Annotated in this window: 17 protein-coding genes; 13 read left to right on the top strand and 4 right to left on the bottom strand. The window is 64.1% G+C overall.

Going from position 1 to position 22,062, the window contains the following annotated elements:
- The first annotated feature begins 195 nt into the window (after positions 1 to 195).
- The 5 genes from B0G82_RS18350 (at position 196) to B0G82_RS18330 (ending at position 7,849) form a co-directional block, all read left to right on the top strand.
- The gene (locus tag B0G82_RS18350) at positions 196 to 3,057 is read left to right on the top strand and encodes a 2-oxoglutarate dehydrogenase E1 component (protein WP_121308355.1); all 2,862 of its coding nucleotides are present in this window, start codon (positions 196 to 198) and stop codon (positions 3,055 to 3,057) included.
- Between the two features lie 139 nt (positions 3,058 to 3,196).
- Positions 3,197 to 4,483, top strand: coding sequence for a 2-oxoglutarate dehydrogenase complex dihydrolipoyllysine-residue succinyltransferase (gene odhB / locus B0G82_RS18345; protein ID WP_106284574.1), 1,287 nt, complete (start codon positions 3,197 to 3,199; stop codon positions 4,481 to 4,483).
- Positions 4,484 to 4,621: 138 nt separating this feature from the next.
- Complete coding sequence (lpdA, locus tag B0G82_RS18340) at positions 4,622 to 6,052, top strand: dihydrolipoyl dehydrogenase (protein WP_116116667.1); 1,431 nt, start codon at positions 4,622 to 4,624, stop codon at positions 6,050 to 6,052.
- An 89-nt stretch (positions 6,053 to 6,141) separates the two neighbouring features.
- On the top strand, positions 6,142 to 7,239 hold the full coding sequence (zapE, locus tag B0G82_RS18335) for a cell division protein ZapE (protein ID WP_121308353.1): 1,098 nt from the start codon (positions 6,142 to 6,144) through the stop codon (positions 7,237 to 7,239).
- A 160-nt stretch (positions 7,240 to 7,399) separates the two neighbouring features.
- Positions 7,400 to 7,849, top strand: a complete 450-nt coding sequence (locus B0G82_RS18330) for a transposase (protein WP_106284577.1) — start codon at positions 7,400 to 7,402, stop codon at positions 7,847 to 7,849.
- A 111-nt stretch (positions 7,850 to 7,960) separates the two neighbouring features.
- Here B0G82_RS18330 and B0G82_RS18325 read toward each other — a convergent pair whose 3' ends face one another.
- The 4 genes from B0G82_RS18325 to B0G82_RS18310 form a co-directional block, all read right to left on the bottom strand.
- Positions 7,961 to 8,446 (bottom strand): DUF2147 domain-containing protein, encoded by a 486-nt coding sequence (locus B0G82_RS18325; protein WP_116142184.1) that lies wholly within the window; start codon positions 8,444 to 8,446, stop codon positions 7,961 to 7,963.
- A 257-nt stretch (positions 8,447 to 8,703) separates the two neighbouring features.
- Entirely contained in the window at positions 8,704 to 10,413 is a 1,710-nt protein-coding gene (locus B0G82_RS18320; protein WP_121308351.1) for a POTRA domain-containing protein, read from the bottom strand.
- A gap of 284 nt (positions 10,414 to 10,697) precedes the next feature.
- Positions 10,698 to 12,089: a collagen-like triple helix repeat-containing protein gene (locus B0G82_RS18315; protein ID WP_121308349.1), complete on the bottom strand. Its 1,392-nt coding sequence runs from the start codon at positions 12,087 to 12,089 to the stop codon at positions 10,698 to 10,700.
- Positions 12,090 to 12,267: 178 nt separating this feature from the next.
- Positions 12,268 to 13,761, bottom strand: coding sequence for a collagen-like triple helix repeat-containing protein (locus B0G82_RS18310; protein ID WP_121308347.1), 1,494 nt, complete (start codon positions 13,759 to 13,761; stop codon positions 12,268 to 12,270).
- Between the two features lie 656 nt (positions 13,762 to 14,417).
- Between B0G82_RS18310 and B0G82_RS18305 the strand changes: the two genes are divergently transcribed.
- The 8 genes from B0G82_RS18305 to B0G82_RS18270 all read left to right on the top strand — a co-directional run bounded on the left by B0G82_RS18305 (position 14,418) and on the right by B0G82_RS18270 (position 22,061).
- Positions 14,418 to 14,606 carry a Flp family type IVb pilin gene (locus B0G82_RS18305; RefSeq protein WP_106284581.1) on the top strand — a complete coding sequence of 63 codons (189 nt, stop codon included), beginning with the start codon at positions 14,418 to 14,420 and terminating at the stop codon, positions 14,604 to 14,606.
- Between the two features lie 138 nt (positions 14,607 to 14,744).
- Complete coding sequence (locus B0G82_RS18300; RefSeq protein WP_121308345.1) at positions 14,745 to 15,245, top strand: A24 family peptidase; 501 nt, start codon at positions 14,745 to 14,747, stop codon at positions 15,243 to 15,245.
- Positions 15,242 to 15,739, top strand: coding sequence for a TadE/TadG family type IV pilus assembly protein (locus B0G82_RS18295; RefSeq protein ID WP_121308343.1), 498 nt, complete (start codon positions 15,242 to 15,244; stop codon positions 15,737 to 15,739). The genes B0G82_RS18300 and B0G82_RS18295 overlap by 4 nt, the downstream gene beginning before the upstream one ends.
- Positions 15,740 to 15,839: 100 nt before the next feature.
- Positions 15,840 to 16,790: a Flp pilus assembly protein CpaB gene (gene cpaB, locus B0G82_RS18290; protein WP_121308341.1), complete on the top strand. Its 951-nt coding sequence runs from the start codon at positions 15,840 to 15,842 to the stop codon at positions 16,788 to 16,790.
- Positions 16,791 to 16,834: 44 nt separating this feature from the next.
- Positions 16,835 to 18,241: a type II and III secretion system protein family protein gene (locus B0G82_RS18285; protein ID WP_121308339.1), complete on the top strand. Its 1,407-nt coding sequence runs from the start codon at positions 16,835 to 16,837 to the stop codon at positions 18,239 to 18,241.
- Positions 18,242 to 18,373: 132 nt separating this feature from the next.
- Positions 18,374 to 19,615, top strand: coding sequence for a fimbrial protein (locus B0G82_RS18280; RefSeq protein ID WP_121308337.1), 1,242 nt, complete (start codon positions 18,374 to 18,376; stop codon positions 19,613 to 19,615).
- A 3-nt stretch (positions 19,616 to 19,618) separates the two neighbouring features.
- Positions 19,619 to 21,031: a CpaF family protein gene (locus tag B0G82_RS18275; protein WP_116142165.1), complete on the top strand. Its 1,413-nt coding sequence runs from the start codon at positions 19,619 to 19,621 to the stop codon at positions 21,029 to 21,031.
- Positions 21,024 to 22,061, top strand: a complete 1,038-nt coding sequence (locus B0G82_RS18270; protein WP_121308336.1) for a type II secretion system F family protein — start codon at positions 21,024 to 21,026, stop codon at positions 22,059 to 22,061. The genes B0G82_RS18275 and B0G82_RS18270 overlap by 8 nt, the downstream gene beginning before the upstream one ends.
- The last annotated feature ends 1 nt before the right edge of the window (position 22,062 follow it).

Here is a 22,062-nt window from a genome sequence, read left to right as displayed (position 1 = left end):
CCGTCGCGACGGGCTTCAGCGGCAATCCGTCTGCTATCTGCACTATCCGTTCTGTGATATGCTCCCCGGGTGCAAAGTTTTAGGTCCTTCCAAGCAAGACTTGATTCGCGCAATCCGCTAAACGGTCAGGCCGTGTCGCGGAAGGTTCTGTAACCCGCTATTTCTCGAGAAACTCGAAGAAAGGTGAGCGTAAAAATGATGAAGCAATTCCAGTCGAACTCTTATCTGTTCGGCGGCAATGCTCCGTACGTAGAAGAAATGTACGAAGCGTATCTCGATAATCCGGCGTCAGTGCCCGAGAACTGGCGCAGCTATTTCGACGCGTTGCAGAACGTTCCTGCATCGGATGGCAGCAATGCCAACGACGTGGCCCATGGCCCGATCGTCGAATCGTTTGCACAACGGGCCAAGGCTAATGCCTTCATCCCGCGCACGGCAGCCGGCGGCGAAGATCTCGCTACCGCTCGCAAGCAGGTCTATGTGCAGTCCCTCATCGGCGCATATCGCTTCCTCGGCTCGCAATGGGCCAATCTCGATCCCCTGAAGCGCCGCGAACGTCCCGCTATTCCCGAACTCGAACCCGCGTTCTACGACTTCACCGAAGCCGACATGGACCAGGAGTTCAGCGCCACGAATCTGTATTTCGGATTCGAGAAAGCGTCGCTGCGCGAGATCGTCAAGGCATTGCGCGACACGTACTGCGGCACGATCGGCGCCGAGTACATGTACATCAGCGATCCGGAACAAAAGCGCTGGTGGAAAGAGAAGCTCGAGTCGATTCGCTCCACGCCGAACTTCTCGAACGAAAAGAAAAAGCACATTCTGAATCGCCTGACGGCCGCTGAAGGCCTCGAGCGCTTCCTGCACACCAAGTACGTCGGCCAGAAACGCTTCTCGCTCGAAGGCGGCGAAAGCTTCATCGCGTCGATGGACGAAGTGGTGCGTCACGGCGGCGCCAACGGCGTTCAGGAAATCGTCATCGGCATGGCTCACCGTGGCCGTTTGAACGTGCTGGTCAATACGCTCGGCAAGATGCCGGCTGACCTGTTCGCCGAATTCGAAGGCAAGCACCACGACGACCTGCCGGCCGGCGATGTGAAGTACCACAAGGGTTTCTCGTCGGACGTCTCGACCGAAGGCGGCCCGGTTCACCTGTCGCTCGCATTCAATCCGTCGCACCTCGAAATCGTCAACCCGGTGGTCGAAGGTTCGGCGAAAGCCCGTATGGACCGTCGCGGCGACGACAGCGGCCTGCAAGTGCTGCCGGTGCAGATCCACGGCGACGCGGCTTTCGCGGGCCAGGGCGTGGTGATGGAAACGCTGAACCTCGCGCAAACGCGCGGTTACGGCACGCACGGCACGCTGCATATCGTCATCAACAACCAGATCGGCTTCACGACGTCGGACCCGCGCGACTCGCGCTCCACGTTGTATTGCTCGGACGTCGTCAAGATGATCGAAGCGCCGGTGCTGCACGTGAACGGCGACGATCCCGAAGCGGTCGTGCTGGCTACGCAACTGGCGATCGACTTCCGGATGCAGTTCCACAAGGACGTCGTCGTCGACATCGTCTGCTTCCGCAAGCTGGGCCACAACGAGCAGGACACGCCGGCAGTCACGCAGCCGCTGATGTACAAGACGATCGCCAAGCACCCGGGCACGCGCGCACTCTACGCTGAAAAGCTGGTGCAGCAAGGCGTGATCACCGCGGAGGAAGGCGAGGAGTTCGTCAAGGCCTACCGCAAGGCCATGGACGAAGGCCACCACACGGTCGACCCGGTGCTCTCGAACTACAAGAGCAAGTACGCGGTGGACTGGGTGCCGTTCCTGAACCGCAAGTGGACCGACGCTGCGGACACTGCGGTGCCGCTCGCGGAACTGAAGCGTCTGGCCGAGCGCGTCACCACGGTGCCGGAAAACTTCAAGGTTCACCCGCTGGTCGAGCGCGTTCTCAACGACCGCCGCGCGATGGGCCGTGGCGAAGCGAAGCTCGACTGGGGCATGGGCGAACACCTGGCTTTCGCGTCGCTGGTTGCGTCGGGTTATGCAGTGCGCCTGACGGGTCAGGATTCGGGCCGCGGCACGTTCACGCACCGTCACGCGGTGCTGCACGATCAGAACCGCGAACGCTGGAACGACGGCACGTATGTGCCGCTGCAGAACATCGCCGAAGGTCAGGCGAAGTTCACGGTGATCGACTCGGTGCTGTCGGAAGAAGCGGTGCTGGGCTTCGAATACGGTTACTCGACCGCTGAACCGAATACGTTCGTCGCGTGGGAAGCGCAGTTCGGCGACTTCGTGAACGGCGCGCAAGTTGTGATCGACCAGTTCATCTCGTCGGGCGAAGTGAAGTGGGGCCGTGTTTCGGGTCTCACCATGCTGCTGCCGCACGGCTACGAAGGTCAGGGTCCGGAGCACTCGTCGGCACGTATCGAACGTTTCCTGCAATTGTGCGCAGACCACAACATGCAGGTCGTTCAACCGACCACGCCGGCGCAGATTTTCCACCTGTTGCGCCGTCAGATGATCCGCCTGTTCCGCAAGCCGCTGATCGTCGCCACGCCGAAGTCGCTGCTGCGTCACAAGGAAGCCGTCTCCGATCTGTCGGAACTGGCCAAGGGCGCGTTCCAGCCGATCCTCGGCGAAGTCGACGAAGCCATCGACGCGAAGAAGGTCAAGCGCGTGATCGCCTGCTCGGGCCGCGTGTATTACGACCTGCTGGCGCATCGCCGCGAATCGAAGTCGAACGACGTCGCGATCATCCGTATCGAACAGCTCTATCCGTTCGCGCACAAGCAGTTCGAAGCGGAAATGAAGAAGTACGACAACGCGACCGAAGTGGTCTGGGTGCAGGACGAGCCGCAGAATCAGGGCCCGTGGTTCTACATCGAACACCACCTGAAGGACGGCATGAAGGAAGGGCAGAAGCTGGCATACAGCGGACGTCCGGCTTCGGCCTCGCCGGCAGTCGGCTACTACGCGAAGCACTACGAGCAGCAGAAGGCGCTGGTCGAAGGCGCTTTCGGCCGCCTCAAGAGCGCGTCGATCGCTAAATAATCACAAGAGCTGAACCGGGAAAGCGCAGGGCGCTTTCCCGTGCCGCATCTGAAAGATCAGCGCGGCAGTCAAGGTTCGCAGGCGGTGACGGGTCCATGGATCGCGCGCCGTCACCCGATACGTATTCAGGATATTCATAATGGCTATTGTTGAAGTCAAGGTTCCCCAGCTTTCCGAGTCGGTCTCGGAAGCCACGATGCTCCAGTGGAAGAAGAAGCCGGGCGAAGCGGTTGCTCAAGACGAAATTCTCATCGAAATCGAGACCGACAAGGTCGTGCTCGAAGTGCCGGCACCCTCGGCCGGCGTGCTCGCGCAAGTTATCGCGAACGACGGCGACACCGTCACGGCGGATCAGGTCATCGCCAAGATCGACACCGAAGGCAAGGCAGGCGCCGCCGCTGTCGAAGCCGAAGTGAAGCCCGCTCCGGAAGCCGCACCGGCACCCGCCGCTGCACCGGCTCCGGCGGCGCAAGCTGCATCTGCAACGGGTGCGAACACCGCTGCTTCGCCGGCTGCCGGCAAGCTGATGGCCGAAAAGGGCCTGGGCGCGGGCGATGTGTCCGGCACGGGCCGCGACGGCCGCATCACCAAGGGTGACGTGCTGACCGCGGGCGCTCCTGCTGCCAAGGCCGCACCGGCACCGGCTCCGGCCGCCGCACCGAAGGCTGCGAAGCCGTCGCTGCCGGACGTCAAGGCGCCGGCTTCGGCTGACCAATGGCTGAAGGACCGTCCGGAACAACGCGTGCCGATGTCGCGTCTGCGCGCGCGTATCGCCGAGCGTCTGCTCGAGTCGCAGCAAACCAACGCCATCCTGACCACGTTCAACGAAGTGAACATGGCGCCGGTGATGGACCTGCGCAACAAGTACAAAGACCGCTTCGAAAAGGAACACGGCGTGAAGCTCGGCTTCATGTCGTTCTTCGTGAAAGCCGCGGTTCATGCGCTGAAGAAATTCCCGCTGGTGAACGCGTCGATCGACGGTAACGACATCGTCTATCACGGCTACTTCGACATCGGTATCGCAGTCGGTTCGCCGCGCGGTCTGGTGGTGCCGATCCTGCGCAACGCGGACCAGCTGAGCCTCGCCGAAATCGAGAAGAAGATTGCTGAATTCGGCCAGAAGGCCAAAGACGGCAAGCTGTCGATCGAAGAAATGACCGGCGGTACGTTCTCCATCTCGAATGGCGGTGTGTTCGGTTCGATGCTGTCGACCCCGATCATCAACCCGCCGCAATCCGCGATTCTGGGCGTGCACGCCACCAAGGAACGCGCTGTGGTCGAGAACGGCCAGATCGTGATCCGCCCGATGAACTACCTGGCGCTGTCGTACGACCACCGCATCATCGACGGTCGCGAAGCGGTGCTGTCGCTGGTCGCCATGAAGGATGCGCTGGAAGACCCGGCGCGCCTGCTGCTCGACCTGTAAGCGCGGCTCGGCTGGCGTCGGCTTGCCTTAGCGCAAACCGACGCCCTATAAGCATCACGTCTTTCGCATTCCGCAGTACAGGAACGCCGCGCGCCACGAAGCGTGGCCGCGCGCCGTTCCGCCATCAAAAGGATTGTCATGTCCAAAGAATTTGACGTCGTCGTGATTGGCGCAGGCCCTGGCGGTTACATCGCCGCCATCCGCGCAGCGCAGCTCGGCAAGACCGTCGCATGTATCGAAAAATGGAAGAACCCGGCCGGCACGCTGAAGCTCGGCGGCACGTGCCTGAACGTGGGTTGCATTCCGTCGAAGGCGCTGCTCGCGTCGTCGGAAGAATTTGAAAACGCGTCGCATCACCTCTCTGACCACGGCATTTCCGTGGAGAACGTGCAGGTCGATATCTCGAAGATGATGGCCCGTAAAGAAGGCATCGTCGAGAAAATGACGAAGGGTATCGAATTCCTGTTCCGCAAGAACAAGATCACGTGGCTCAAGGGTCACGGCAAGTTCACCGGCAAGACGGACGCCGGCGTGCAGATCGAAGTGAGCGGCGAAGGCGAAACCGAAGTGGTCACGGCTAAGAACGTGATCATCGCCACGGGTTCGAAGGCACGCCATCTGCCGAATATTCCGGTCGACAACAAGATCGTCGCCGACAACGAAGGCGCGCTGAGCTTCGACTCCACGCCGAAGAAACTCGCCGTGATCGGCGCGGGCGTGATTGGTCTGGAACTGGGCTCGGTGTGGCGCCGTCTGGGCGCGGACGTGACCGTGCTCGAAGCGCTGCCGGAATTCCTCGGCGCGGCTGACCAGGCGCTCGCGAAAGAAGCGGCCAAGCAGTTCAAGAAGCAGGGTCTGGACATCCACGTCGGTGTGAAGGTCGGCGAAGTGACCACGACCGATAACAGCGTGACGATCAACTACACGGACAAGGACGGCAACGCGCAAAAGCTCGAAGCCGACCGCCTGATCGTGTCGATCGGCCGCGTGCCGAACACGGACAACCTCGGTCTCGAAGCGATCGGCCTGAAGGCCAACGAGCGCGGCTTCATCGACGTCGACGACCACTGCGCGACCTCGGTGCCCAATGTGTACGCGATCGGCGACGTGGTGCGTGGGCCGATGCTCGCGCACAAGGCGGAAGACGAAGGCGTGCTGGTCGCTGAAATCATCGACGGTCAGAAGCCGCATATCGACTACAACTGCGTTCCGTGGGTGATCTACACCGAACCGGAAATCGCGTGGGTCGGCAAGACGGAACAGCAGCTCAAGGCCGAAGGCCGCGAGATCAAGACGGGCCAGTTCCCGATGATGGCGAACGGCCGCGCGCTCGGCATCAACAAGGCGGAAGGCTTCGTCAAGATGATCGCCGACGCGAAGACCGACGAAATTCTCGGCGTGCACATCATCGCCGCGGACGCATCGGACCTGATCGCGGAAGCCGTGGTGGCGATGGAATTCAAGGCGGCGTCGGAAGACATCGGCCGTATTTGCCATCCGCACCCGTCGCTGTCGGAAGTCATGCGCGAAGCGGCACTCGCCGTGGACAAGCGCGCGCTGAACATGTAATTCCGCGCACGCCTGACTGACAGTACTCCGGCATTACCACGAAGGCGGGCGGGTTCACTCCCTCCCGCCTTTCTATTTGCAGCAACACGATGAACGTCACCGAATACTACGAAAAAGAACTGCAGACGCGCGGCTACCAATCGGATCCGGCGCAGCGCGCGGCGGTCGACCGTCTGCAGCGGTGCTATGAAGAGTGGGTCGAATACAAGTCGCGCCGCTCGAACGCGTTCAAGAAGCTGATCATCCACCCGGACCTGCCGCGCGGCGTGTACATGTGGGGCGGCGTAGGGCGCGGCAAGAGCTTTCTGATGGACAGCTTCTACATGATCGTGCCGGTGCAGCGCAAAACGCGTCTGCATTTCCACGAATTCATGCGCGAAGTGCATCGCGAACTGGAAGATCTGAAAGGCCAGGCCGATCCGCTCGACGAACTCGCGCGCCGCATTGCCAAACGCTACCGGCTGATCTGTTTCGACGAATTCCACGTGTCGGATATTGCCGACGCGATGATCCTGTACCGCCTGCTCGACAAGCTGTTCGAAAACGGCGTGCAGTTCGTGATGACCTCGAACTACGATCCGGACACGCTGTATCCGGACGGACTGCATCGCGACCGCATGTTGCCGGCGATCGAACTCATCAAGCAGAAGCTCGACGTGATCAACGTCGATGCGGGCATCGACTACCGGCAACGCACGTTGGCGCAGGTCGAGGTGTATCACACGCCGCTCGGCGCCGCCGCCGACAAAGCCTTGCGCGACGCGTTCGCGCGTCTCGCCGCGGTGCCCGACGAAAGCCCGATCCTGCACATCGAAAAGCGCGAGTTGAAGGCGCTGCGCCGCGCTGACGGCGTGGTGTGGTTCGACTTCGCGACCTTGTGCGGCGGACCTCGCTCGCAGAACGACTATCTGGAACTGGCGAGCCGCTTTCACGCTGTGGTCCTCTCCGGCGTGCCGCAGATGTCCGCGCGCATGGCCTCGGAAGCACGCCGCTTCACGTGGCTGATCGACGTGTTCTACGATCACAAGGTGAAGCTGCTGATGTCCGCCGCGGTGCCGCCCGATCAACTGTATACGGATGGTCCGATGGCTAACGAGTTCACGCGCACGGTGTCGCGCATCGTCGAAATGCAATCGAAGGAATATCTCGACACGCCACGGCGGATCGTCGATACGTCGCTGACCTGAGGCGCCGCATGCCGTGGCCGGCGGCGCTTTTGCGATAGATCACGCGCCGTTCACCGACAGCGCGGCGTCGTCCGGCGTAATTTCAAGATTCGGATTGGTCTTATATTCCGTGCGCGGACGACTGGATATCTTTTGTCAAGGTTTTGACAAAGGAGAAACCATGAATCCTTACCGTGATATCAACGACGAAGAATGGCAACGTGTCGCACCGTTGCTTCCCGAATTGCGTCCGCGCTCCGAACTGCGTGGCCGGCCGCTCGCCAATACGCGCTCGGTGCTCAACGGCGTGCTGTGGGTCATGTACAGCGGCGCCACCTGGTCCGCCATGCCGCGCAAGTACCCGTCCTACCAGACCTGCCATCGCCGCTTCAAGGCGTGGTACGAATCCGGTGTGCTCAACCGCGTCATGGAGCAACTGTTCGGCGCGGCGAGCGAAGAGCTTTGCGGCCTGATGGAAGCGCGCATGCGTACGCACGTGAACGAGAAACCGAAGAGCGGCGAAGCTGAAAAGGCTCCGGTTGTCGCACCAGCGGTGTACAGCCCGCCCACCAGCCAGCCACTGCCGTCCTCGCCGTTCCCGTTCCATTCGCCCTTCAAACACGCTGCATGACCCACACAACGCAGCGTCTTCCAATAAAAGAAATGGCCGAACGATTGCGATCGTCGGCCGTTTTTTTTCGTTCCATGCGGGCTCTGTAACGAGCCCCGAGCTACCCGCGCATCATTGCTGACGAATCCACGTCTGCGAGCGGCCCAGCAGCGACACGCCGATATACCCTCGCACGACCAGTTTGTTCCCACCGTCTTCCAGGTGCATCTTGCACTTGTAGAGCTTGCCATTTTCCGGGTCGAGAATCTGCCCGTGATCCCAGGCGTCGCCATCCTTCTTCAAATCGCTGAGGATCGTCATGCCGAGAATCGGCTGATCCTTGCGCGCGTCGGTACAGGCCGTGCAGCGGCGATCCGGCTGGTCGTTCGCGCCGAGACCCTTGATGACCTTGCCGCTGAGCGCGCCGCTGCCGTCCTGCGAGATCTGCACGAGCGCTTTGGGCTGGCCCGTATGATCGTCGATGGTTTGCCAGGTGCCGACCGGACTGTCGGCTTGCGCCATGGCCGTCACGGCGCTGGCGAGCAGGACTCCGGCGAGCGCCGCATGTCGGGCTGTGCGAAGCGCGACTGCGCGCGCGCGGTGGGTGAATTGCATCATTGTCTTCCTCCTTGATTAAAGACGGCGCGATCATGGTCGCGCGGCGTTATTGGCATCTCGGGCGGTCTTCAGATCACGGCCGCCGTGATGCCTTGCATGGCCCCTCAGGTTCGACTTCTGCTGCCCTCGTGTGCCGCCCGCGGCCTGTGGATTGCTGTTTGCCCGCCGCCGGTGACACGTCGTCAGCGCAGAATACGTGAAAGTGCGCGCGTCGTTTGATAGTGGATACTCTAATCAGGACGCGGCACTTCCACCGATCAATTCAGCTGATACGAGAACGTCGCGTTGATGCGCGGACTACGCGATGCGCTTTCCACCGGCGCGTCGCCGATTGCTTTGGCCACCGAGAGATCCAGGCTGTAGTACTTCGCATCCGAGATGCGGAAGCCGAACGCGATCGACGAAAGCTTCGAAGGCGAGGGCGTGCCCGCATGCAGATAGACGCGCGCCATATCGAACGAAACGTAAGGTGTGAGCGTGCGCAGATAGGTGAGGCCCGGCGTGAACGCACGGTTGACTTCCAGTATCGCGCCCCAGCCCGAATCGCCTGATGCCTCGCCCGGCTGATAGCCCTGCGCGAAACGCTGCGCGCCAAACGAAATCTGCTCGGAGGTCGGCAGCGATACGCCGCTGTATTGGCCTGTCAGCGAGACGGCCGTGCCGATCTTCAACGGCCACTCGTTGGTTTGCGAGAAGCTCGCGCCGGTGCGCACGAAGTTGATCGACGCCGGATTGGTGACGGGCGAGCCCGGCACATTCGAGTCGCCGGACTTGGACGCGCCCAGAATGTCGAACGCTTTCGCCACGTTGACGCTCGCGCGGCGCACCTGGCTCGTCTGCACGCTGGTGTAATCGGCCTGCAACTGCATGACTCGCACTTGCGAGCGGAAGCCGATCTGGGCGCCGGTGTCGTGGTTGTGGTAGCGATCCTCGTCGTGCGACGCATAGACCGACGCCGTGCCGATCACGCTTTGCGTGTTGCTCAACAGGATCGGATACGCCAGCGAACCGCCGATCTTGTCATTGATGACCGTGCGTTCGATGGAAGAGGGCAGGCCGGGATTGTCGGTCGGATTGCCGCGATAGTGCGAGGCGTCGATCTTCGCGATCAGCCCGTTACTGCCGATCGGCACCGCGCCATGCGCGGCGAGATAGGTGACGTTATCGCGCCCCTTCGGCAGCAAGGCCGACACGCTCAACTGTTCGCCGAACGAGGTCAACCCGTTTTCAGTGGCGCTCAGAAGCCCCTGCACGCCGGGGTGATTGAAGTCGATCCCGGTGCTGACGTCGAACGGTTTGCGCTCCACGTTCAGTTCAAGCGTGGTGGCGCCGTCGGTGTTCTGCGGCGGCGGCACGTTGGCCGCGACCTTTACGCCTGGTAGCAGGCCGAGCACGTTGATGTAGCGCTCGAACGTAGCGCGCCGCAACGGCCGGTCGGCGGTGATGTGATCGGCGACCGTGCGGATCTTGTCTTCCACGGCGCCGGCCTTGCCCGTCACCTTGACCGCGGACACGTAGCCTTCCACCACCGTCACGCGCACCACACCGTCTGCGAATGTCTGCGCCGGAATGAAGGCGAACGAGAGTGCGAAACCGCGGTCCTGATAGAGCTTCGTGACGCCGTTGGCGACCTGGATCAGATCGCCGATCGTCGTGTTCTTGCCGACGAGCGGCGTGAAGCGCTGCGCGACATCGTCGAAGGGAATGGACTTCACGCCCTCCACCTGCACGCGCGAAGGCGTGATATGACGCGCAAGCAATTCTTCGAGTTGAGGGGCTTGCGGCGCGACCTGCACGGTCACGTTCGGGCCTTTGTCGGGCGCCTTGATCTGCGGCAGCGAGTCCAGCGGATTGCCGCCGACCGCCGAGCCGCCAGGGCGGGACTGCGCATGCGCTTGCATTGGCAGAGTGCCCGCCGCAAATGCTGCGAGTACCACGGTCCCTAGGCTGCTATACCCGAGTTTCATCGGATGTTCCTCGTATATCGTTCTTGTGTGTAGCGGACGCACCGCCTGGCCGGGCGGGTCGCGAGCCCTTATGTGCGGCTCGACGTATAGTGCGGCTTACGTGTATTACGTCACGTACCAAGTGGGGCTTGAGCGCTCTGGGCAACCGCGCGAAGCACGTGACGAGTCGGACTGTTAGTGCGCATTGCGTCACTCGCTGCGGCTTGCATCATTCAATGAACAGCCGCACGGGAGTTCTCACCGGATGGCTGATGCACGCCGCAGCGAATGAATAGTTAGGCTAACTACTTATGGTTCGCTGGCGTCAGACCGCCTAGCAGGGTCGTCAGGCCGCTCGTCGCCGTGCCCGAGCCGCTCGTCGAACCTGCGGCCGAGCTGAGCGTGCCGGTCAACTGGCCGACCAGCGCGGTCACTGGCGCGAGCGCCTGGCCGCTGCCGCCCGAACCCGAGCCGCCGTTCGTGACGCCGGAGAGCGCGCCCGTCAACGTCGACAACGGATTCGATGCGTTACCCGAGCCAGCGAATGCCGAACTCAACGAACTCAACGGCGAACCGCTCAAGCCCGAGGAAGTCAGCGAACCCAGCGGCGTGCCGCCGAGCGCCGAGGTCAGTCCGGCCAGCGGCGTGCCGCCGAGCAGCGTCGACAGCGAGCCGAGCGGATCGCTGCCGAGCCCAAGACTCGCCAGCGAACTTTGCAGCGGGCCGAACGGATTGCTGCTGGCGGGCGGCCCATTGGCGACGCTCACGCTCGTGGCGCCGACGAGGCTCGTCAGCAGTCCGGGAATCGGTAGCGCGCCATTCGGGCCATTCGGATTGACCAGGCCGCCTGCGTTGGTGACGGTGTTGCCGAACGAGCCGGCCAGCGTGCCGAGATCGCCGCCGACCGGATTCTTCGTGGCGCCGCCCACTTGCGAGCCCGCGGAACTCAATGCGCCGCCCACTTTCGCGAGCACGCCGCCGAGCGGCGCACCGAGGCCGGTCTGCGTACCGACTGCTTGCGTGACGAGTCCTGCCGTCGTCACGATCGGCGTGATGGCGGTGCTGATCGGCTGAGTGATCTGCTGCACGGGCACCGAGCCGAGCGCGCTGCCGAGCGTCGCGCCACCGGCGTTGAGTGCGCCGGCAGCGGTGGAGAGCGTGCTGGCCAACGGTGTCGTGAGCGGCGCCAGCGGCGCGAGCTTGCCGCTGCCGAGGCCGCCGACGACCGTGCTCAGCCCTTGCACGACGCCGCTCGTCGAACCGACCACCGAGCCGAGTCCGGCGACCGTGGTGCCGACCGGATTGGCCGTCGTGCCGGTCTGGCCGACGCCGTTGCTGACAGCATCCGCCAGCGAGTTCAGCGTGCCGCTCGTGCTCGACACTGCGTTGCCGAGCCCTTGCGTGACTTGCGGGCTGAGGCCAGGAATGGTCTGCGAGGCGATCGCCGTGCCCAGGTCGCTGGTGGTCTGGGCGGCTGCGGTGGCGACGCCGGTCGTGCCGGTCTTCGCGGTGGTGCCGCTGCCGGTATCGGTCGAACCCGAGCCGCTGCCGGTGCTTGAGGTGGCGGGCGGCGCGCTGACGGTGCTGCCACCGCACGCCGCGAGCAAGCCGGCGGCCGCCACGGCAATCAATGGCGCGCGCAACGACGACACCGTCGCGCACGTCGCAGGGAGAGAGAAAAACCGTTGAGTGGACATGTGTGCTCCTCTGTGTCTTCTGGATGTCGTGTGCGTTGGTGTCAGTGCGCCGTTGCAACGGATGTCTGAGCGGCGCGGCCCAGTTCAGCCAGCTTTCGGGAAGCGCCGGGACGCAGCTGGCGGGCCGCGCTCCGGCCGGGTCTCGCTCACGGTTTTTCGCTGTTCCTGAGAGGCCTGCTTACTTCTTGCCCAACCCGCCGAGCAGGCCGCCGACGAGCGACGTCACTGGAGCGAGCGGATTGTTCGACGTGCCTTTGCCCGTGCTGGTCGACAGCGACAGGCCCGCGCCTGAGTTGGTGGACGCGGCGGCGGTCGTGGTGGTCGGCGCGGCGCTCGCCGTGCTGGTGACGCCGCCGAGTGTGCCGGTGACACCCGACAGCAAGCCGGTGACCGGTGCGAGCGGGCCGCTGCTGCCGCCGGCCGCGCCGGAGAGGCTGCCTGTCACGGTAGAGAGCAAGCCGGTGACGGGAGCGAGCGGGCTGCCGCCGCTTGATGCGCCGCCGACGGCGCCGGTCAATCCACCGAGCGCGCTGGTGAGCGGCGCGAGCGGGCCGCTGCCGGTGCCGCCGGTCAATCCACCGAGTGCGCTGGTGAGCGGTGCAAGCGGGCCGCTGCCGGTGCCGCCGGTCAATCCACCGAGCGCGCTGGCGAGCGGCGCGAGCGGATTGCCGCCGCTGCCGCCCGTGAGCAAGCCGCCCACCGAAGCGACCGTCGTGCCGGTGTCGGTGACCGTATGGCCGAGTGCGGCCGTGACCGGGTTGCCGCCGGTCGCCGTCAACAGGGCGCCGGCCTTGCCGAGTCCGCTGCCGACCGTCGAGAGCAGGCCGTTGAGCGGCGCGCCAAGACCCGTGGTATTGCCGACCGTTTGCGTGGTCGCGGCGACCATCGACGTGATCGGCGTGATAGCCGTGCTGAGGGTTTGCGTGACTTGCTGGACCGGACCCGTCGAGAGGGCGGTGGTGAGCGTGCTGCCGCCGTTGGCGACCGCGCCGCCGAGCGTGTTGACGACGCCGCCGAGCGGCGTGGTGATCGCCGACAGCGGAGCGAGCGGACCGCTGCCGAGACTCGTCACGAGGTTGCCCGTGTCGGTCACTGCGCCGCCGACATGATTCAGCACACCGCCCACGCTCGAGACTGTCGTGCCGACCGCGTTGCCGCCGGTGCCGAGTTGACCGAGCCCTTGCGACACGCCGTTGCCGAGCGTCGAAACGGCCGAGCCGACTTGTTGCACGATGCCGCCGGCGGACTGGGTGGTTTGCGAGCTGACGCCGGGCAACGTCTGCGAACCGATCACGGTACCGATGCCGGTGACCGCCGAGCCGGCGTCGCTCACTACACCGCCGGTGTTGCCGACTACCGTGCCGAGCGCGTTGGCGACGGGGGTCGTGCCCGTACCGGTTCCTGTGCCTGTACCCGTTCCCGTGCCCGTTCCCGAACCGTTGCTGCCCGTGGTCGTGTTCGCACCTGCGCCCGCACCCGAGCCCGAGCCGCCCGCACCAGTCGAGCCGCTGCCGGTCGTGGAAAGTGTGCCGCCGGCGGAGCCGCTGCCGCTGCTGCCGGTGCCGGAACTCAGGCTGCCGGAGCCTCCGCAAGCACCAAGAGAAAGCATCGCAGCCACGCCGGCTGCAATCAGGGTTGCCCGTACTGTCGTGTTGGTCGTTTGAATGTTCATGTCGCCCTCGCATCGCATGTGTTATTGGATGTTGCTGCGTGCCTGTCTCTGCACGAGCCGTGCCATTTCGGCTGAACAATGCGAGGACTTTTTCGGCGCGAGCCGCGACGCTATATGCGATAAGGCTTTGCGAGGAACTGACGGAGCGTGCGCTAAACGAGATTGCGCTCACATAAGGCACTGCGCGGCGCGTTCGCACGGCCGGCGTAACGTAACGAGCCCCGCGCGCCGTTACGATGTACGGCGTAACGCGGGCGGCCGAAACTGGTGGGTGCGCTTGAAACGTTCTGTTCAAACGAATAATTAGTGGAGCGAATCTAACTCATGGTTATTCCTATGTGCTGCAACGCACGAACTGCCGTTAACTAGAGTGAGTGGTAAAAATGCCTACGGGATGAGATTCGGCGCAGCGGACAATTGCTTAAAAATGATTGTTCGGCTATAAAACCCGAAAGCATTGAAGATTGATGACGGAGGTGGGTTATCGAACAGACAACTCATGCGTCAGTGTTTTAATGAAGGGCGGCTGCAGGGCATGGCACTGCGATGCAATAAACGAGACTGGGAATGAGAGCTCAACGGTCCGCGCATCCAAGGCACATGGTCGAGAATTGCAGAACGTATACGAACGAAATAAATGAAGTTCGAGGGTTCAAATGAAAAAATTCGCACAACGCTTTCTGGCCGATAACAAAGGCGTAACGGCTATCGAATATGGCCTTATCGCAGGCCTCGTCGTGCTCGTGATCGCTACCGCGGTGACGAATGTCGGCACGAACGTCTCCAATGTTTTGCAGCAAGTCGCGGATAAAATCTCGCCGTCCACCACGAAGACCGGACCGTAAAGGCAAACCGTAAGCGCTGCGCGAAGCAGCCGGCGTTTCGACGTCCGCCCGCTTCGTGGGCGTAATAACGCATCGCTGAATCGTTAATGTGGATTGCATTGCAATCCACATGGCGCAGCTTCGCCTGTCGAGTTCGAGATGAATGTTTCCGTGGGCATTTTGTTATTTATCGCGTGGGCAGTGGCTGTCGCAATTAGCGATTGCCGTTGGCGGCGTATATCCAATTCAGTAGTTGTCGCCGGCCTGGCGGCGGCATTTTGCTGCGCGTTTTTTCAATGCGGGCCTTTCGGCATTTCGTTGACTCAGGCAGGCATTGGCGCAGTAATCGGTCTTGCTGTATTGCTGCCGTTTTTCGCGCTCGGCGTGATGGGTGCCGCGGATGTCAAAGTCTTCGCCGTTCTCGGCGCATGGTGCGGCATGCACGCGCTGCCCGGTCTATGGATGGCCGCGAGTCTCGCGGCCGGTCTGCACGCAGCGTGGCTTCTGATTACCACCCGCACGCGGCTCGCCGGCCTGGCCCGTCGATCCGGCGCCACGTTCGAACTCGCCGGCAAAGCGGCCACGCCTTACGCTGCGTGTCTCACCGTGGCCGCGAGCGGCTGGCTCGTTCTGCACGGCATGGCCGGAAGCGTTCGATGAAAACCGTCATGACACCACGCGCGTGCTCGCCGCATCGGCGCATCGACGTGCGCCGTGCGCGCGCGCAACGCGGCGCCACGGCCGTCGAATTCGCGCTGGTGTTCCCGCTGTTCTTCACGATCCTGTACGCGATCGTCACGTTCAGTCTGATTCTCGTCGCACAGCAGAATCTGACAATGGCCGCGGAAGAGGGCGCACGCGCCGCGCTGAACTGGCAGAGCAACACCTCGATGCAAAGCGCGTTGACCAATCGCGGCAACGCGGCCTGCGCGGCGGCGAAGCTGGTAGCCGCGACACTCGTCCAGTCGATGCAATGCACGCCGTCTTCCAACGCATGCGGGCCGAACAACGCGATGCAATGCGTGAATGTCCTGGTGAGCTACGACTACCAAACCAATCCGCTGGTACCGAGCTTGCCATTGCTGGGATTCGCGCTGCCGAACACGCTCACGAGCAGCGCCACGGTCCAGCTCAATCCGGAGAACATACAGTGACGCACGCGCCGGCACCCAGCCCCTTCGACCTCCTGGTCCGTCCACGTGTGATCGAACGCGCGCACGGCATGGCCTTGTTTAACCGAAGCAGTCAATCTTCATGCCGAATCTGACCAAAATTCTTGCGGGCGTCCTGATCGCGGTCGCGCTCGTGCTCGGCCTGTTCGCGTGGTCGCTGTCGCGCCGCCCGGCGCCGGCGGCGGTCACGCCCGCCGCGCAAGCAAGCTTCCCTGTGGTGGTGGCGACTCACACGTTGCCGGCAGGCAAAGCCATCACCGTCGACGATCTGCGCGTGCAGTCGCTGCCGATCAATCCGAACGGCGCCTTCACGGACCCGACGCAACTGGCCGGCCGCGTGCCGAACGCGGAGATCGGCGCGGAATCGCCGGTGCTGGAAAGCCAGTTGTCCTCGGGACTCGCCGAGCGCGTCGAACCGGGCGAGCGCGCGCTTGCTGTCCGGGTAGACGAAGGCAACGCGGTCGGCAACCGGTTGCGGCCGGGCAATTTCGTCGACGTGTTTTTCACGCTCAAGCGCGATGGCAGCCTGGGTAACGGCGGTGAAATCGATCGGACCCAGGCGCGTTTGCTGATGTCGAAGGTGCGCGTGCTCGCGTTCGGCAATGCGACCGCGAGCGGCGACAGCGCGGGTGATCCGAACGGCATGGTCCGCACTGCGGTGCTGGCGGTGCCGGTCGCCGATATCGACCGTTTGACGCTCGCCGAGAGCGCCGGCCGTCTGATCTTCGCATTGCGCAATCCCAAGGATCCCGAAGTAATCGATCAAACCATGCTGCCGGCCTATCCGGGCGTGCTGAAGACGGCGGCGCATGCGGGCGCGTCCGAGCCGCTGCGGGATTCGACGCGCGCCGCAGCCGGCGTAGCGCTCGACACGTTGTCGGGCACCGCCAATGCGAGCGGCTCGGGCGCCGCCGCGAAACCGGCACTGCCGCATGTACCGCTGCCGCCGACGCGCGTGGCTGGCACTACAAACAGTACAAAAAGCGGTATCGAAGTGATACGGGGTGGGCGCGCCGAAACGGTCGCCTGGTAAGCAGTGGTTTCAGGAGCGGACGGCCAGTCGCGTCCAATAACTACATGACAGAACGGATTTTTGTTTTCAGGAAGGCGGCGTGCCTCGGCCTGGCTTTGCTGGCCGTATCGGCGGCGACCGATGCAGCCGGTCCGGCGCAGCGGGGCCAAGCGGCGCCAGCGGGGCAGCCGGCTCAGGCTGCGTTCGCCGCGCCGGCGCAAAGCATCGACCTGACGGTGGGCGCGCAGCGGCAACTCGCAGTCGGCCACACGTTGCAGCGGATTGCGATCGGCGATCCGTCGGTGGCCGACGTGCTGATCATCAAGGGCGACAAGCGCGGCGGCGTGCTGCTGGTCGGCAAGGCCGCGGGCACCACCAACCTGATGCTGTGGGCGCGCGATCGTGACGCGCCGCTGCAATACACCGTCAACGTGACCACGCCGGCGGCTGCGTCGCTGCTCGGCGCCGATACGCCGGCCGTCAAGGTGCTCGGCGGCACGGCGATCGTGTCCGGCACGTCGGCGACGATGGAGGCGCACCAGCGCGCCGTGGTCGCGGCGGAGGGCTCGCTCGGCAAGGACGGTGCGGTATTCGATACGTCGACGGTCGCAAGCCGCGCGGTCGTGCAGGTGGATGTGCGGGTCGTCGAGTTCAGCCGTTCGGTGCTCAAGGAAGTGGGCTTCAACTTCTTCAAGCAGAACAACGGCTTCACGTTCGGCTCGTTCGCGCCGTCGGCATTGAGCTCGGTCTCGGCGACGGCGGGACAGGCGCCGAGTATGACGGCTGTGACGCCGATCTCGTCGGCGTTCAACCTGATCTTCAACTCCGCCACGCACGGCCTGTTCGCCAATCTGAGCCTGCTGGAAAGCAACAACCTCGCGCGGGTGCTGGCCGAGCCGACGCTCGTGGCCTTGTCCGGCCAGAGCGCGAGCTTCCTCGCCGGCGGCGAGGTGCCGATTCCGGTGCCGCAGGCGCTCGGATCGACGTCGATCGAATTCAAACCTTATGGGGTAGGGCTTACGCTCACGCCGACCGTGCTGAGCCCGCAGCGCATCGCGCTCAAAGTCGCGCCGGAGGCGAGCCAGTTGGACTTCGCCAACGCCGTGACGATCAGCGGCGTGTCGGTGCCCGCGTTCACCACGCGGCGTGCCGATACCACCGTCGAACTCGGCGATGGCGAGAGCTTCGTGATCGGCGGGCTGATCGATCGCGAGACGGCGTCGAATGTCTCGAAGGTGCCGTTGCTCGGCGATTTGCCGGTGATCGGCACGTTCTTCAAGCAGCTGAACTATCAGCAGAACGAGAAGGAACTGGTGATCATCGTGACGCCGCATCTGGTCTCGCCGCTCGCCAGGGGCGCGACCTTGCCGTCGACGCCGGGCGAGCAGTCCGAGCAGCGCAACGGGCCGGTGTGGCGTTCGCTGATCGGCGGCGTGGTGGCGCGCGATTCGTCGCCGGGATTTTCCAGGTGAAGCCGGCAGGCGCCGTCGCGGCGCGTTGGCTGACTACAGGTGTGAGCCGGCGCGCGCGCGAACTGCGTGCACCCACCGGCAAGCAGTACGGCGTGGGGGCTTTGCCGCCTATGCGGCATAAGGACGTGCAACATGAACGCGAGAACGCATTCATTGACTGAAAGGGCGGTCACCGATTATTTCGTGTTTGCGTCGCTGGCCGACGAACACGTGCATTGGCTCGCCGATACGCTGGCAGGCGCCGGCGTGGTCGAAGCGGCCACGCTCGATCCGTCGATGCTGATGCAGCGCATCGCGACGCTCAATCCGTCGCTGGTATTCGTCGATTTTTCCAGCGGCCGCGCCGCGGCGGCGAGTGCTGCCGCGAGCGCGGTGCGCACCGCTTATCCGGGCATGCAGATCGTCGCACTGGGCTCGCTCGCCGAACCCGAAAGCGCGTTGGCGGCGTTGCGCGCCGGCGTGCGCGATTTCATCGATCTGTCGGCGCCGGCCGGAGACGCGTTGCGCATCACGCGCCAGGTGCTCGACAATCTCGTCGAGCCGGTCAGCCGCCATGGCCATGTCACCGCGCTGCTGGGCGCACGCATCGGCATGGGCGTGAGCACGCTGGCCGCGAATCTCGCGGTGCTGCTGCAGCGGCGCGACATCGCGCAGGGCCGGCAAGCCGCCTTGCTCGATCTCGGCCTGCCGGCCGCCGACGGCTCGCTGCTGCTGAACACGCGCAGCGAATTCAACTTTGTCGAAGCCGTGCGCAATCTGCGCCGCTTCGATCAGACCTTCGTCCATACAGCGCTGTCGCATCACACGAGCGGCCTCGCGCTCACCACGTTGCCGCCGAATCTCGCCGATATGCGCGAGGTCTCGTATTCGTCGTCGATCGGTTTGCTGAACCGTCTGCGCGCGTTCTTCGACCAGCAGATCGTCGACCTCGGCGGCTTCACCAATAGCGAGTTCATCGCCCATGTCGTGCAGGCCGCCGATGAAACCTGGCTGCTGTGCGACCAGGGCGTGGCCTCGATCGTGTCGGCCGTCGGCGTGCTCGACGCGTTGCGCGAAGAGGGCGTGGATACCGCGAGCGTGCGTCTGATCGTCAACAAGTTCGACGCCGATCTCGGCCTTGCCGCCGCGCAGATCGCGCAGCGTCTGGATATTGCGCTGCTTACCACCTTGCCGGAGCGGCGCATCGCGCTCGGGCAGGCGGTCAATCAGGGACATCTGCTGGTCGATGCCGCCGCGCGCGATCCGTATGTGCGCGCGCTCGAGCCGTTGATCGAGCGGCTCGGCGGCGGCGAGCGCGCGGCGGCGCAGGCACGTGGCAAATCGGCACTCGGCGCGCTCAGGCGCTTCATTCCAACTACTCAAAAGCGGTCATAGACGATGGCAAAAGAGATCGAATTTGCCGACGACGCGGCTTCGTTCGCGCATAGCCAGCAGTTCCAGGACATCAAGAACGCGGCGCACGAACATCTGCTCACGCGTATCGAAGAACTCGGTTCCGAGTTCGGCCGCTGGTCGCGTAACGCGATCAACCAGTTCGTCGATCTGGAGATGGACAGTTTCGTCAGGCTGCGCCGGATACCGATCAACGAAAGCGAGGTGCGCCTGATTGCCGAGGCGTTGACCAAGGAGCTCGCGGGCTTCGGTCCGATCGAGGATCTGCTCGCCGATCCGGCCGTCGAAGACATTCTGATCAACGGCTACAACGACGTGTACGTGTCGCGCCACGGCATTCTCACGCGCATCCAGGTGCGCTTCGCGGACAACGCGCATCTGCTGCGGATCGTGCGGCGCATTCTCGCGCCGATCGGCCGGCGTCTGGACGAATCGAATCCCATGGTCGATGCGCGTTTGCCGAACGGCGGCCGCGTGAACGTGGTGATCGAACCGCTCTCGATCGACGGGCCGATCGTCTCGATCCGCAAGTTCCGCAAGGACCCGATGCGGCCCGACGATCTGCTCGGCAACGGCACCTATAGCCCGGAAATCGGCGCGCTGCTCGAAGCGGCGGTGGCGGCGCGCTGCAACGTGCTGGTGTCGGGCGGCACGAGTTCGGGCAAGACCTCGCTGCTCAACGCGCTGGCCTTTCACATTCCCGAGCCGGAACGCGTCGTGACGATTGAGGACACCGCCGAACTGTCGCTCAACCATCCGCATGTGGTGCGGCTCGAAAGCCGGCCGGGCGGTTTCGACGGCTCGGGCATCGTGACGATTCGCGACCTGCTGCGCAATACGTTGCGGATGCGGCCGGACCGCATCATCGTCGGTGAAGTGCGCGGCGGCGAAGTGCTCGAAATGCTGCAGGCGATGAACACCGGCCACGACGGCTCGATGGGTACCGTGCACGCCAGCTCGCCGCGCGAATGTCTGTACCGGCTTGAAATGCTGGCCGGTTTCGCGGGCTTCCAGGGTACCGAGTCGAGTCTGCGCCGCCAGATCGCCAACGCGATCGACTTCATCGTGCAGATCGGGCGGCTTTCCAACGGACGTCGGCGGATTCTTTCGATCACGGAAGTGACGGGGCTGTCCGACAACATCATCGCGACTCAGGAGCTGTATCGCTATGAGCCGATCCTGACGGCCGAAGGCGACGAACTCGACAACTGGGTGTCGCTCGGCATTCACCCGCACTCGCCGAAGCTGGCGCGTTTCCGTCAGGCGCTGGGCGGCGGCGAGGCAAGTCACGCGTTCGGCAATGCGGGCTTCGGCGGATCGGGCGGCGGCGGTTTCGGTGGCGGCGGCAGTGGCGGCTTTGGTGGCGGCGGTGGGTTCGGCGGAGGCTTCAATGTCTAGCGCGGTTCTGGTCTTCGCGGCGCTCGCGCTACTGTGCGCGGCGCTTGCCTTGCTGCTCTGGCAGCGCGGCGCGCAACGCAAAGGCCAGGCGAGCGCGGAACGTTATATCGACAGCCGCATGGCGATGCCGGCCGGCGCGGCCGTGGGCGGCATGGGCGGCATGGGCGGCGGCGCGGCAAGCACTACGCGCAGCGCCCCCGCGCGCGTCGTGGCGCAGCACGCCGTGATCGCGCCGCAGGCACCGCCGGCCGATGCGGGCTGGCTCGCGCGCTGGCGCTACTGCCAGGCACGCGTGCGCTTTATGGTGCAGCACGCGATGGCGCGCGCCGGTATTGTCAATGCGAAAGGGCCCGCCGCGATCGCCGGCACGATCGTGGTGCTGCTGTGCGGCTGGGCCGCCATGATGGGCGGCGCGCTCGCGGCCTGCGTCGCGTTGCTCGCCTGCGTGATGTTCTTCTATTTTCTGCTGACGATGCGAGTGAACAAACGCCGCCAGCAGATCGTGCGGCAGTTGCCCCTCTTTCTCGACGGCATCGTGCGGCTGATTACGCTCGGCAACAGTGTGCCGGCCGCCTTCCAGGCCGCGCTGCAAACCACCGAGGCGCCGCTGCGCGAATGCCTCGACTACGTGTCGCGGATGCTGCGCACCGGCGTCGAAATCGATCGCGCGCTCTCGCAGGTGGCCATGATCTACGGCGTGCGCGAGCTCGAACTGGTCGGCGCCGTGCTGCGTCTGTCGGTCAAATACGGCGGCCGCGCCGACGTGATGCTCGAGCGGATGGCCTCGTTCATGCGCGATCTCGAGCACGCCGAGCGCGAGCTGGTTGCGATGTCGTCGGAAACGCGGCTGTCGTCGTGGGTGCTGGCCATGTTGCCGATCGGCATCGGCGGTTTTCTGATTCTCTCCAATCCTAAGTATTTCGCTTCGATGTGGTTCGACCCGATGGGGCGACAGCTCGTCTATCTGGCGTTCGTGCTGCAGGTGGTCGGGGCGTATCTGCTGTACCGCCTCGCGAATCTGAGGAATTGAC

Origin of the sequence: Paraburkholderia sp. BL17N1 (assembly GCF_003634175.1) — a bacterium.
GTDB lineage: Bacteria > Pseudomonadota > Gammaproteobacteria > Burkholderiales > Burkholderiaceae > Paraburkholderia.
This window is presented reverse-complemented; position numbering and strand designations above follow the sequence as displayed.

Bases quoted from the DNA above. Each gene is read 5' to 3' on its own strand.
- B0G82_RS18350 (WP_121308355.1), top strand. From the start codon at position 196: ATGATGAAGCAATTCCAGTCGAACTCTTATCTGTTCGGCGGCAATGCT.
- odhB (WP_106284574.1), top strand. From the start codon at position 3,197: ATGGCTATTGTTGAAGTCAAGGTTCCCCAGCTTTCCGAGTCGGTCTCG.
- lpdA (WP_116116667.1), top strand. From the start codon at position 4,622: ATGTCCAAAGAATTTGACGTCGTCGTGATTGGCGCAGGCCCTGGCGGT.
- zapE (WP_121308353.1), top strand. From the start codon at position 6,142: ATGAACGTCACCGAATACTACGAAAAAGAACTGCAGACGCGCGGCTAC.
- B0G82_RS18330 (WP_106284577.1), top strand. From the start codon at position 7,400: ATGAATCCTTACCGTGATATCAACGACGAAGAATGGCAACGTGTCGCA.
- B0G82_RS18325 (WP_116142184.1), bottom strand. From the start codon at position 8,446: ATGATGCAATTCACCCACCGCGCGCGCGCAGTCGCGCTTCGCACAGCC.
- B0G82_RS18320 (WP_121308351.1), bottom strand. From the start codon at position 10,413: ATGAAACTCGGGTATAGCAGCCTAGGGACCGTGGTACTCGCAGCATTT.
- B0G82_RS18315 (WP_121308349.1), bottom strand. From the start codon at position 12,089: ATGTCCACTCAACGGTTTTTCTCTCTCCCTGCGACGTGCGCGACGGTG.
- B0G82_RS18310 (WP_121308347.1), bottom strand. From the start codon at position 13,761: ATGAACATTCAAACGACCAACACGACAGTACGGGCAACCCTGATTGCA.
- B0G82_RS18305 (WP_106284581.1), top strand. From the start codon at position 14,418: ATGAAAAAATTCGCACAACGCTTTCTGGCCGATAACAAAGGCGTAACG.
- B0G82_RS18300 (WP_121308345.1), top strand. From the start codon at position 14,745: ATGAATGTTTCCGTGGGCATTTTGTTATTTATCGCGTGGGCAGTGGCT.
- B0G82_RS18295 (WP_121308343.1), top strand. From the start codon at position 15,242: ATGAAAACCGTCATGACACCACGCGCGTGCTCGCCGCATCGGCGCATC.
- cpaB (WP_121308341.1), top strand. From the start codon at position 15,840: ATGCCGAATCTGACCAAAATTCTTGCGGGCGTCCTGATCGCGGTCGCG.
- B0G82_RS18285 (WP_121308339.1), top strand. From the start codon at position 16,835: ATGACAGAACGGATTTTTGTTTTCAGGAAGGCGGCGTGCCTCGGCCTG.
- B0G82_RS18280 (WP_121308337.1), top strand. From the start codon at position 18,374: ATGAACGCGAGAACGCATTCATTGACTGAAAGGGCGGTCACCGATTAT.
- B0G82_RS18275 (WP_116142165.1), top strand. From the start codon at position 19,619: ATGGCAAAAGAGATCGAATTTGCCGACGACGCGGCTTCGTTCGCGCAT.
- B0G82_RS18270 (WP_121308336.1), top strand. From the start codon at position 21,024: ATGTCTAGCGCGGTTCTGGTCTTCGCGGCGCTCGCGCTACTGTGCGCG.